Here is a 13201-nt window from a genome sequence, read left to right as displayed (position 1 = left end):
AGGGGGTCACGCTCAACTAAGTAATAACGCTTGTTGCGCGTTATTACTGGATTTGTGCGCCCGGCATGGGTAACAACTTGACGGTGAAAGTCCGTTACAGGCTTGGTAGTAGGAACTGTTAGCGAAAGACAAGGGTGTCCATCGTGAGGTGGAATCTGAAGGAAGTCGGACGCAAACACTTGCACTAACGAATAGGAACTTCATATTAAGGCTGTATAAAATGGATGAGTTTGCAAATCAAAACAAAGTCCAATACTACCCGAGTTTTATGCAGTAAATGAAGTAGTGAAATGAGTGGAAAGTGGTTACACCTTACCCGGGGAGGTCTCATCAGCGATGAACTTTCATCGTAGTAACAACGAATGATGAGAAGTCAGCCGAGGTCATAGTAGGGAAAATGTACCGAAGGACCGAACAATATTCATACAAAGTATAGATTGGAGGTTATAGATTTACGACGTACAGAATACAAGGCAACTTGGCATCCTATGGAGAAATAAGTAGTGGAACGAAAAAAGGGTACATAGGTGTGTACAGTAAATCTTAGGCGAAATGAAAGAAATGTATCGTGAGTCTCCATCGGTGATGGAGCTTGTTGTAAGACCAAACAACATAGAAACTGCAATCAAGAAAGTACAGAAAAATAAAGGAGCACCTGAGATGGTATGAAAGTGAGTTCTCTCAGAGGACACTTCGCCCAATACGGTAAAGCTATAAAAAGAAAACTACTTGCAGGTACATATAAACCTCAAGCAGTTCGTAAAGTTTCTATTCCAAAGTCGAATGGAAAACAACGTATTTTAGGTATACCCGTAGCACGCGATAGAGTGATTCAACAAGCAATCAAACAAGTTATTGAACGAGATATCAATGAAACTTTTTCGGAGTTCTCTCATGGTTTTCGACCTCAAAGAGGTACGAATACAGCATTAAAACAATGTGCAAAGTTCTACGAATCAGGTTACAAATATGCGGTTGATTGTGACTTGAAACAATGTTTCGACATGTTGAATCATGACAAACTCATGTATTTATTTGAACGACATGTTCAAGATAAAGCCATCTCAAAATTTATCCGTAGAAGTTTACAAGTTGGTGCCATTGACCTATCTGGCGAAGTCGCAGAAAGAAAGATAGGTGCACCTCAAGGTGGCGTAATATCCCCCTTACTCTGTAATATCTATCTACATGAACTGGATAAAGAACTCGAAAAGAGAAATCATAAATTTGTTCGTTATGCCGATGACTTCGTCATCTTTGTACGCTCGAAACGTGCGGGAGAACGAGTTATGTCGAGTATAACACAATTTATTGAGAAAGAACTGAAACTTATTGTGAATAAAGATAAGAGTCGAGTTGGTGCCACATCACGTTTAAAGTTCTTGAGTTGTCTAATGACCCAAGTCAATGGTGTTTATCGTTTCAGACCCACAGACGAAGCGAAGAAAAGTTTTAAACGCAAGTTAAAGTGGATAACACGTAGAAACAGAACAGGTTCCTTTCTTGAAATTAAAAAAGAAATTAACCAAGTTACACGTGGGTGGATAAACTACTTTGGGAAAGGTTTCATTAAAGGTTTTGTCAAAGAAACTCAACAATGGTTAAACCATCGCATTAGACAACTGATACTTAAACGTTGGAAAAAGCCAAGTACAAAATATATGAAATTACGACAATATAAGTTGAGTCATGATTATGCGATGCGAATAGCATATTCACGTAAAAAGTACTGGCGATTATCAAAAACGCATGAAGTTCATTATGCGCTTCCAACAAAGAAACTCTACGAATGGGGATTAGTACCACTAATCCAACTCGCAGAGTTCGCTTACGCAAGATATTGAACCGCCGTATACGGATCCGTACGTACGGTGGTGTGAGAGGACGAAAAGCCAATTAATGGCTTTTCTCCTACTCGATTCGCTGTGCCCTTAATCCCTCAAGAGTCTCGCCTACTCCCACCTTTTACTTGTGTTGCAGAGTGTCATTTATTTCTTAGAATTGGTTCTAAGTATTAATACACCACAACAAATCCCTCTTCTGTAGTGTGTGGTATGGATTATAGTGTTTCTATATAATTTGCAATGTTGCGGATTGGGGGTGGCGACGCTTTCCGCAGGCATGGCTTGAGCCTGTAGTCTCAAGACGCATGCTATTCCTGCAGGAGTCGCGCCATCCTCCTTAACTTGTATTGCATATGTTTTGAACAGGTTTCTACTAATTGTAATTCATCTCAATCACCACATCCTCTCTCTTTTGTTTGTGTTTGGTTTAATAAGGTGTTTCTAGGGATAGGGTGTGTTGGTATAAGGATAGAGTTTCTAAATTTTCGTTCTAACAAATAATACTGCGTATTGTGGTGTTCTTAGGTTATTTCTTCTAATTTTTCTCCATACAACCACAACATCCTCTGTGTAGGTTGGATTAGGTTTAATTGGAGTGTTTCGAGGGATTAGAGTGTTTCTTATTATAGATAATTTCACGAGAAAGCTTTCACAATTAAATTCTGTATTATTTAATATACATTGGTGTCTATCATAAGTTGAAGATTACCTATATTAAGGGGATAAATAATTTTATTTTAGCAATAGAGTAGTGGTAAGCTGGTTTCAAATAATACGAGTTGTAAGAGGTAAGGTTAACTAATGAAAAGGTCTATCTTTCAAACCATCTACTAATTCGTTTACTAGACCGTACGCTTAATCCTAAGAGGAGGCTAATATGAAAACTTATATTAAAAAAGGCACTGAGGTATTTAAAATTAGAGACCAAGAGATTGAAGTTGAATCAGATTTTTGCTTTGATATTGAAACAAATGAAAAAGTTTTTAACGAGGAACTAGATGATAGAGCTATAAATAAAGCTTTCGACTTATATAGGAAACAAAATAACATATTAAGTAAAGAAAAGATAAAAGAAATTAGAAATAAATATGGATTATCGCCAGAAGAATTTGCCGAATTAACTGGGATTAGTAAAGAGAGTATAATTAGATATGAGAAAGGTGCAATCCCCACTAAAGTAAATAATAATTTATATATTGATTTAGATGAGAATGCTAAAAAGAAAGTACATAGATAAATCTCTTTCTAATCACTTCTACACTCCTATCTTGCGTAAGATGTGTTCCTTTGCGTGATTTCGTGTAACAATGAGTCTGCGTCATGTGAATTCATTCCTTTATTGTTAGTGTCAAGACTTCAATAATAACATGAAATTCACATGGCGTTTTTGTATGCTTTTTTATGGTGGCTAACTTAATATTAAAATCTACTTGTCGAATTAATCACTACAGAATTCTCTTTAATGAGAATATGAAAGAGCGCAGTACTCTCATGGAAAGAGAGAAACTGCGCTTTTTAAGTATTTTATAATTGTATACAAAGTAGAAAATGCAAATTCTGCCTACGTTGTTAAATCAATTTTTCGATTTCAGGAATCATTTTTTCTGGTTTATCTTTTGGTGCATAACGCTTCACTACGTTGCCTTCACGATCGATGAGGAATTTAGTGAAGTTCCATTTAATCTTACTATTGAATAGTCCGTTTTGTTGTTCTTTTAAGTGTGTAAAGAGAGGGTGTTCGTTTTTACCGTTTACGTCAATCTTCGCATGGAGTGGGAAGGTTACGCCAAAGTTGATTTTACAAGTTTGTGCAACGGTATCGTCTGTCTCAGGCTCTTGATTCGCGAACTGGTTGCAAGGGAAGCCAAGTATCACTAAGCCTTGATCTTTGTATTGTTGATAGATCTCTTCTAAATCTTCAAACTGGCCTTTCAATCCGCATTTCGTCGCCGTGTTAACGATGACCATAACTTTGCCTTTATACTCATCTAACTTGTATGTTTCACCTGTGTTCTTCTTCACTTCAATATCATAAATAGATTGTGTCATTGTACCTCATCCTTTCCTATTCTTTATCTTGTAAGAGCTGTTTCAAATGCACTTCCAACTGTTCTAATGTCTGTTTCGCTTGTTGGTAACTTTCGAGATCTAATTCTGAGGATACGCATTCTGAGATGGCTTCAAACACCGCCTGTTGTTCGCGTGTGCCTTTCTCGGTGAGTGAGACGACGAGTTGACGTTTGTCTTGTGCTGATTTGTGCCGTTCGACCCAGCCTGCTTGTTCTAGCCTTTTTAACAGGGGAGTTAGCGTATTGCTGGATAAATCGAGTTGTTGCCCAATCGCATTCAATGTTTGAGGACTTTCCTCCCACAGCGTCAATAGCACTAAATATTGTGAGAATGTCAGTCCAAATTGTTTAAGTTGCTGTTCGTAGAATTGACCGAATAAACGGTTGACGTTGTATGCTGAGAAACAGAGTTGATTGGCAAGTTTCATATCTGATAAGTCCATGTATCCACTCCTTTCAATCGTGTGAGATTAATTTAACTGTAACCAATCGTGCGCGATTAATCAAGAATTATGTTCTCTTTTTATAAAAGGGTAGGGGAGAATGAGAGGGCTATGTCGTATTTTTAAAGCAAAGGAGAAAGCGATAACTACGCGAGTTAAACAAGAAAATACCAACAATTTTACTTATCTGTTGCATTTTTAAACACAATAAACAAACTAATGGTGTTCAATGAAAAATGAGGCGAGTAAACTGTAAAACGTGTTCCAAAATATGGCGTAATATTACTTTTAAAATTACGTGAAAAGGGAAAAGTTGGAGTAATTCCAAATTTAGAATAAGTCTTAGGAGGTAGTGTCTTGGCAAAGTTACTGTATAGAATGGGCTCGTTCATCGCGAAGCACAAGTGGTCAGCGCTCTTTGCATGGATCATTGTGTTAGCCATCATCATCGGCACGCTCGTCGTTAACGCGCCGAAGTTCGACGATGACATCACGATGAATGGTCTGAAATCCATCGATACAAATGACAAGATCAGTAAAGAATTCCATCAGGATAGTCAGAAAGCGAAGATGCGGATTGTCTTCCACTCGGATAAAGACAATGGCATTACAGATAAAGATACGAAGAAAGATATTCAGAAAGCACTAGATAACATCAAACAAGATGATGATTATGTGCAGAATATTTCTGATCCATATGATAGTGGACAGGTAAACAAAGAGAAAGATACTGCGATTGCAGATGTTAACTATGTCGTTTCTCAAACGAACATGCAAGATCAATCTAAGAAGATCATCAATAAAGAACTTGATGATGTGAAAGATGATCATAACCTTAAGATTGAACAGACAAATCAAATGTCTATGAAGACTGAAGTCGGCGGTACTTCTGAAATTGTAGGTATCATCGCTGCCTTCATCATCTTACTCATCACATTTGGTTCTATCATCGCAGCAGGTATGCCGATTGTTAGTGCATTAATCGGTCTCGGTACAAGTGTCGGTATTATCGGACTCTTAACGTATGCATTCGATATTCCAAACTTTACATTAACGCTTGCGGTCATGATTGGACTCGCGGTGGGCATCGACTACTCCTTATTCATCCTATTTAGATATAAGGAAATTGCGAAGAAAGGTAAAGATCCGATCGAAGCGATTGGCCTTGCGGTAGGTACTGCAGGTAGTGCGGTTATCTTCGCAGGTATCACGGTTATGGTTGCCGTTTGTGGTCTCTCACTTGTCGGCATCGACTTCTTAGCTGTGATGGGCTTTGCTTCAGCAATTAGTGTGCTTTTTGCGGTACTTGCAGCGCTGACATTACTACCAGCGCTCATCAGCATTTTCCGCAAACATATCAAGTTGAGAAGCAAGAAAGAGAAACAACAATCTCAAGCTACAACTTCTACGACAGAAGATGCACAGGGTGTACAACATCAAGCAGCGCAACAACCACAAGATGAAGAAGCGAAGAAAGCACAAGGCAATGGTTGGGGTAGATTCATTACTGGTAAACCGCTCATTGCAGCGATCATCGGTTTAGTCATCTTAATCATTGCGCTCATTCCGGTAACGCATATGCGTTTAGGTATGCCAGATGACAGCTTGAAACCGCAGAACTCACCAGAGCATAAAGCTTACAACATGATTTCTGATAACTTTGGTGAAGGTTACAATGGTCAAATCGTCATGCTCGTGAATACGAAAGATGGCGGTAGTAAGAAAGATATTGAGAATGATTTAGATAATATCCGCGACGACATTAAAGATTTAGATCACGTGGATAAAGTTGAAAAGGCACATCTCAATGAAAATAATCACTACGCATTAATTTCTATCGTTCCAGACGAAGGACCTAATGCGAAATCAACACAAGATTTAACTTACGAATTACGTGACTACCATAGTCAAGCGAAAGAAAAATATGACTTCAACACAGAAATTTCAGGACAAAGTGTAATTAACATTGATATGTCAGAAAAACTCAATAATGCAATTCCTGTATTCGCAGGTGTTATCGTAGCGATTGCATTCGTTCTCTTACTCTTTGTCTTCCGTTCAATCGTCGTACCGTTGAAAGCCGTGCTTGGTTTCGTACTTTCTCTCGCAGCGACACTCGGCTTTACAACACTCGTTATGCAAGACGGATTCTTAGGTGGACTCTTTGGCGTGGATGCGACAGGACCGATACTGGCGTTCTTACCAGTTATCGTCATCGGTATTCTCTTCGGTCTCGCCATCGACTACGAACTGTTCTTGATGACACGTGTACACGAGGAATACAGTAAGACAGGTGACAACGACCGTGCGATTCTCGTAGGTATCAAACAAAGTGGCCCAGTCATTGTAGCAGCTGCACTTATCATGTTCAGTGTGTTTATCTCATTCGTCTTCCAAGATGATACAGCGATCAAATCTGTAGGTCTCGCACTCGCATTCGGTGTACTCTTTGATGCCTTTATCGTTCGTATGATGATTATTCCAGCATTGACGAAACTCTTCGGCAAAGCATCATGGTACTTACCGAAATGGTTAGATGCGATCTTGCCTAAGATTGACGTGGAAGGTAAGGCCTTAGAAGAAGGTGATTCAGAAACAACAAATAAAGACAAAGATGCGCAACAAAGCATGGCACCAGCAGCAACACATGACCGTTCTGAAGCGGCTGGTTCTGATTTACCTTCAGATCACGTAGATCCAGACCGTCAACATGCAGATAGTCACAAACCTGCATACACAACTTACGAATCAGGTCGTCCAGAAGGTGCAGGCTATTCAGGAGACAGTCATTTCTACAATGCGTATAACAGTTACTTCACAGGTGCACATGCGAGCGAAGATATTGACTATGAACGTGCTTATACTGAAGATAGCCGTTACAGTCAGTATAAAGAGCAACAAGAGCCATCTGACGCAGAACAGAAACGCAAGATTGAGAAGACAACTGAGCTTTACGAAGCGCTTGCGCAAGAGTCTTCAGATCAAGACATTGTCTTTAACGCATTGATGCTCTATGCACGTGTGAACCATAAAGATATTTATGATAAGTATAAAAATGATCGTACGAATGGATACGGAGACTTAGATTAATTTCACAAGGAGGAACGAATGATGATCAAGCGACGTTTATTTAAGACGTTCGGCCTCATCGCCACACTCGCCTTAGCCCTCGTGCTAAGTGCGTGTGGTAATGGCGGTGCTTCAGATGACAAAGCGACGTCATTAGGGGACAAAGATGTTGAAATCCCTTATATCGCGTCTGACAATTCGTCACCACGCTCACTTGTCATTGCTGAAGTGTTGAAGAAGGCAGGCTATAACGTGAAGACGACACCAATGCCAGCGAGTGGTCCAATGTACGCGTCTGTTTCTCAGGACAAAGACCAATTCCATGCATCAGGCATTTTCCCATCTACAGACAAACGTTATTACAACAAGTTTAAAGACAACTTAACTGTTTATGATAAAAAGCACTTAAACGATGACGTGAAAGTCGGTCTCGCAGTGCCTAAGTACATGAAAGACGTTGACTCTACTCGTGACTTGAAAGCGAAAAGCTTTGGTGACAAAGTAGACTGGACAATTCAAGGTACAGACAAACGTAACGGTGTCATGAAACAAACGAAAGACGAGATCGGTGACAATGACTTAAGTAAATATAAATTGCACAAGTCTTCAGACCAAGAACAATTCAAGAAGATCCAAGAAGCTTACAAGAAACAACAACCTCTCGTCTTCACAGCGATGGATCCAAGCTGGATTAACAAAGAACTCGACTTCAAGATGTTGAAAGATCCAGAGAAGATTTATGGTTCTAACGATCAACACATCGATCTCGTCTTCAATAAAGACTTCAAACAGAATCATCCAGGTGCGTACACGATTGCGACACGCATTGCTGATGACTGGAGTCAGAAAGATGAAGAAGACTTAGCGAAGAAAATCTTTAAAGAGAACAAGAATCCACAACAAGTGGCTAAGGATTATGTAGACGATCACGACAATAAAGTCGATGATTGGAAGAAAGATATCGGTGACTAATTCGCCGTTATAAATCTCTGGGGCAAAATAAAGGGCGTTCTGAGTACTCATAAGTCGCTTCCTTTACTCATCCCAAATTCATAAAGATTAGAAGAATATAACGAATTCAGATGTAATTCAAATTCTCCCAATATACAATAAGTAACTATAAAAATATGTAACTCCTTATATCGTCCCTATTTGAATGGTTTGTGTAGCGATTGACCATTAAGATAGGGGCGATTTTTAGTGTTGGAAGAGGGCGGTATTTTAGGATTGAGAATGTGGGGGATAAATAAGACACATTTTACGAATGTGAGTAGATAAAGGTTGTGGCTTGGTAAATAATGTTTGCATGTGATAAATTACGTTTACAGGAAACACTGAAGATTGATTGCATGAGGAGGCAGGACGGTGAACGCACAATCCCCTGTACAGAAACGCACGGTTCAACATATTATTCAGGTGACGTATGAGCTCTTGAACACGCACTATTTCGACATGTTAACGGTTCAACAAATATGCGCAGAAGCGGAGATTAACCGCAGCACATTCTATCGCTACTTTGAAGATAAATATGATTTGTTGTATCATCTCGCGCAGTTTATAGGTCAAGAATTTGAGAAAAGGAAGCTCAGACATAATGATGAAACGAGCTTGAATTCCTTTGCCGGCTACTTTGAAGAGAATAAAGCGATCTTTAAACATGTGCTCTCATCAGAGCGTTCCGTAGAAGTATTAAACGAGCTGAAACGTATTCATAGTAAGATATTGAGAGAAGAAGCACGCACAGATGATGACGTATTAGCGCAAAAGATTCGTGAGTCGAGCCAACCTGAAATGTTCTGTGACTTTATCAGCAGTGGCTTGATTGAAATCTTGCGTAACTGGACTGAGAATAAATATGAAGAGGATACGAAGACGTTATTTAAATTTCTTAACGAAATCTTGCATACATTATAAGGAAACAAAGCCTATGCTGACATACGTTTGAACGCGTATCAGCATAGGCTTTTCAGTTTATTGATTCATATGTTTTTCTTGTTCTTTCACGTAGAATTGATGTTGTTTTTCGTTAGGTTGTAAAGATAGTCCTAAGAATTTACGTTCGGCATTGGCGTCTTTGTAGAAAGCAATCATCATCATTATCACGACGATACTGAATGGTAAGGCTGAAATGATTGCGGCGGATTGTAAGGCATCGAGTCCTGTGTCTCCACCTGCTAAGAGTAAGACGTAAGCGATAGCAGCCAAACCGATACCCCAAACAATTTTCACAAAGCCGGATGGATATAACGTACCAAATGACGTTTGCGAACCGAGCACGTAAGTCGCCGAGTCAGCTGATGTGATGAAGAATGACGAAATCAAGAGCAATGCGACCATAGATAAGATGAAACTCATCGGCAAGTGACTGAAGATACCGAAAAGTTGCGTCTCAGGTGGCATATCAAAGATCTTCTTGTGCGCTTGACCGACGTGAATGCCTGTCGTACCGAATGCGCTGAACCAAATGACACTCACGACGAACGGGGCACCTAGCACAGCAATAGCGAATTCACGAATACTGCGGCCTTTAGAAATACGTGCGATAAAGAGACCGACGAACGGACTCCAGCTCATCCACCAACCCCAGTAGTTCAGTGTCCACAACTGTAGCCATTTCGATTTCTGATGGTTTAATGGCGCGCTGTCTAAGCTAATTTCGAAGAACGAATTGAGATAATGTCCCACACCATTTGTGAGTGTGTTTAAGATGAGCACTGTCGGACCAACGATGAAGATCACGACGAGTAGTAGCGCCGCAAAGAACATGTTCAAGTTACTTAAATATTGAATACCTTTGCTAAGGCCACTCCAGGCACTGTATAAAAATAGTACAGTTACAATAGCGATGATGATACCTTGAATGAGTTTATTATTCGGTATGCCAAAGAGATAGTTTAAACCACCATTGATTTGCATAGCACCTACGCCAAGTGATACGGCAACACCGATGATTGTCGCGAAGACAGAAAGTGCATCCACGACATCTCCAATCCAACCTTCGACTTTGTTGCCTAAAATAGGACGTAATGTGCGTGATATCAAGCCTTTTTCGCCTTTTCTAAACTGAGCATAAGCCAGAGCTAATGCCACGATGCCGTAGATAGCCCAAGGATGGAAACCGTAGTCGAGGAACGAATACTTGAACGCATCCGCCATCGCTTTCTTCGTCTCAGGATCGGCAGTCGCAGGTGACAAGTAGTCTGAAATCGGTTCCGACGCACCGTAAAAGACGAGGCCGATACCCATACCTGCACTGAAGAGCATCGTGATCCAAGAAATGCGATTGAAATCTGGTTTATCATCAGGCTTACCTAGCTTCAACTTTCCGATAGGACTAAAGATGAGAAAGGCAAAGAAACCTAAGATCACAGTATAAAGTAGCATATAGTACCAACCGAAAGTATGAGAAATCCACGTAGCAATGGCACTTGAAATACGGCCGAATTGATCAGGAAAGATCGCGCCAAGAATGACAAGAATACCAACGACACTTCCCGCATATATAAATACATTTGATAACTTGCGACGTTGCGCTTGCAAAATGAAACCCTCCCAATATGTAAAGTCAGATATGCTTACGATAACATACTAGGAATTGAGTTCAATCTTTTGCGTTGAGCAACTACTAGAAATTTTAATTGATAAGGTCGCGAAATATTAAAAAAATAGAGAGCAGGAAGTCTGCCCTCTGTGTAAAAGTCAAAAAACAATAATTATACTCATTAAATTCTATCCTTTTCCACCCATAAAGGCAGGATAGTTCGTCATACCGCCATCTACATAAATCGTCGTACCATGAATATAGCTTGCTAAATCAGAAGCTAAGAAGAGCGCAGTGTTAGAAATATGATGGGGTTCACCAATTTCACGCGCTGGAATCATCTTCAACGTCTCTTCACGTGTCTCTGGATCCTCGAATTTCTCACTCGTACGCTCAGTCATAATCGCACCTGGTGAAATATTATTAATTCGAATGCCATGTTGCGCATATTCCATCGACATCGTTTCCATCATCAGTTTCACGCCACCTTTACTAGCGGCATAGCTGACATAGTTCGGCCATGGAATCGTGTCGTGAACAGAAGAGATATTAATGATGACCCCTTTCTTATCCTCGCTCAAGAACTGTTTGATCGCGGCTTGAGAACCTAAGAACGCGCCAGTCAAATTGATGTCTGTCACTTTCTGCCAATCTTTGAGTGACATTTCGTGCGTTGGGATAGGTTGCTCGTAGCCTGCGTTATTGATGAAGATATCGAGCGTGCCAAACTGCTTCACTGTTTCTTCGACGAGATGGGCCATGTCCTCTTCTTTCGTTACATTACCTTGGACTTGGATAGCTTCTCCGCCTGCATCTTTAATGGTTTGAATCGATTTTTTAACCACCTCATCATGGTTGGAGCTTCGCACGTTCAACACGACTTTCGCTTTGGACTTACCGAAGGCCTGTGCCATGTCGGCGCCCAGTCCACTCCCTGCGCCTGTGATGACAACCACTTTATCTTCAATATCTGTAAACATTACTTTTCCTCCTTCACTGAACTACGCTATTATAGGTAAAATGCGAGCCACGTCGCTCACGTTTTTAAAATTTGTAGAAGTCATTTTAACAACATCTTTATTACCTGTTCTATTACAGTATTCCCAAGTTGCTTAGTGATTATAACTTACCTCGGGAAAATTTTACTCAAAGCCTATTCCAATATAGCGGGGGGAACGGATGGGGTATAATAAACGTTAAAGGTTTAGAAAATTCAGATTCGAAATCAAGGTGAAAGATAAATGGAGTTAAGTAACGGTTTGGCTGCGTATCGTACGCAGATGAAAAAGGCGATAGGGTTGGACATCCTTGACCACGGTTTCACAAAGGAAGAAAGTGAGCGCATCTTCGACTATGTACATCAATTTCTGCCGGAAGTCGCACATGTTGAGGCGCGGACGATCAATCCGACTGGGCAACAAGATATACATATGCGGATTTATACGCCAACGACTTTGAAGACGACACGCGCAGTCATTCTCTATCATGGTGGAGGATGGCGCGGTGGTTCACTCGATACAATCGAGCTGCCAGCACGAGAACTTGCGGAACGACTGGGTTGCAAAGTTTTCTCTGTGACCTATCGTTTAGCGCCTGAACACAAATTTCCACGTGGGCTGGAAGATTGTTATCAAGCAGCACTGTGGATTGCTAAACATGCGCAAGATTATGATGTTAATCCAGAACATCTTATGGGTGTAGGCGAAAGTGCAGGTGCCAACCTCGTCACTGCAGTTGCGATGAAGCTTAAAGATGAGCAAGCGGACTTTCAATTTGATAAAGTCGTTCTCTTATACCCAGCACTAGATGGTCGTGTGTTGACGAACCGCGATGAAGAGAACTATCCAAGCATGAATCGCTTTAAAGATGGTCCGCAAATTTCACGCGCCTCAATGCAAAGTTGTTACGAAATGTATGTGGAGGATACGCAAGATGTTCATCACCCGTACGTGTCACCTGTATTAGCAGAGGATTTATCAGATCTTCCAAAAACACTCATCTACGCTGCCGAACTCGATCCGCTCTGTGATGAAGGGGTGACATTCGGCCACAAATTGGCTGATCAAGGCGTAGAGGTAACGACGAAAGTCATGCCGAAACTCATTCACGCGTTCTTCCTCTATCCACTAGAGGAGTTAGACGCCGTTTATCGAGAACTCAACGATTTCATCCAAGCATAGAAGTAAGATATCATCGAAGACAAGGAGAGGGACAAGATTAACATACTGAGAATCA

9 protein-coding genes and 1 pseudogene are annotated in these 13201 nt (G+C 40.6%); 6 read left to right on the top strand and 4 right to left on the bottom strand.

Annotation, left to right across the window (positions count from 1 at the left end):
* Positions 1–561 precede the first annotated feature (561 nt).
* Positions 562–1844: pseudogene (gene ltrA / locus CD039_RS10305) on the top strand (group II intron reverse transcriptase/maturase).
* Positions 1845–2721: 877 nt separating this feature from the next.
* Positions 2722–3081: a type II TA system antitoxin MqsA family protein gene (locus tag CD039_RS10300; protein ID WP_103372243.1), complete on the top strand. Its 360-nt coding sequence runs from the start codon at positions 2722–2724 to the stop codon at positions 3079–3081.
* Positions 3082–3413: 332 nt separating this feature from the next.
* On the opposite strand, the gene CD039_RS10295 is transcribed toward CD039_RS10300, so the two are convergent.
* Complete coding sequence (locus CD039_RS10295; protein ID WP_103372242.1) at positions 3414–3893, bottom strand: glutathione peroxidase; 480 nt, start codon at positions 3891–3893, stop codon at positions 3414–3416.
* Between the two features lie 16 nt (positions 3894–3909).
* Positions 3910–4356, bottom strand: coding sequence for a MarR family winged helix-turn-helix transcriptional regulator (locus CD039_RS10290; protein WP_103372241.1), 447 nt, complete (start codon positions 4354–4356; stop codon positions 3910–3912).
* Positions 4357–4713: 357 nt separating this feature from the next.
* Here CD039_RS10290 and CD039_RS10285 point away from each other — a divergent pair, with 357 nt between their 5' ends.
* From CD039_RS10285 to CD039_RS10275, 3 genes are all read left to right on the top strand, one after another.
* A complete protein-coding gene (locus CD039_RS10285; protein ID WP_103372240.1) occupies positions 4714–7446 on the top strand; it encodes an MMPL family transporter in 2733 nt (910 codons plus the stop codon).
* Between the two features lie 21 nt (positions 7447–7467).
* Positions 7468–8397 (top strand): glycine betaine ABC transporter substrate-binding protein, encoded by a 930-nt coding sequence (locus CD039_RS10280; RefSeq protein ID WP_002471952.1) that lies wholly within the window; start codon positions 7468–7470, stop codon positions 8395–8397.
* Between the two features lie 393 nt (positions 8398–8790).
* Positions 8791–9339, top strand: a complete 549-nt coding sequence (locus CD039_RS10275) for a TetR/AcrR family transcriptional regulator (protein ID WP_103372239.1) — start codon at positions 8791–8793, stop codon at positions 9337–9339.
* Positions 9340–9396: 57 nt separating this feature from the next.
* Here CD039_RS10275 and CD039_RS10270 read toward each other — a convergent pair whose 3' ends face one another.
* Positions 9397–10965 (bottom strand): BCCT family transporter, encoded by a 1569-nt coding sequence (locus CD039_RS10270; RefSeq protein WP_103372238.1) that lies wholly within the window; start codon positions 10963–10965, stop codon positions 9397–9399.
* A 189-nt stretch (positions 10966–11154) separates the two neighbouring features.
* The gene (locus CD039_RS10265) at positions 11155–11946 is read right to left on the bottom strand and encodes a glucose 1-dehydrogenase (protein ID WP_103372237.1); all 792 of its coding nucleotides are present in this window, start codon (positions 11944–11946) and stop codon (positions 11155–11157) included.
* A gap of 261 nt (positions 11947–12207) precedes the next feature.
* Between CD039_RS10265 and CD039_RS10260 the strand changes: the two genes are divergently transcribed.
* The gene (locus CD039_RS10260; RefSeq protein WP_103372236.1) at positions 12208–13146 is read left to right on the top strand and encodes an alpha/beta hydrolase; all 939 of its coding nucleotides are present in this window, start codon (positions 12208–12210) and stop codon (positions 13144–13146) included.
* Positions 13147–13201: the final 55 nt, after the last annotated feature.

Origin of the sequence: Staphylococcus argensis, from assembly GCF_002902305.1 — a bacterium.
Lineage (GTDB): Bacteria > Bacillota > Bacilli > Staphylococcales > Staphylococcaceae > Staphylococcus > Staphylococcus argensis.
Note: the sequence above shows the minus strand (reverse complement) of the source record. Positions and strands in the feature narration are given on the sequence as shown.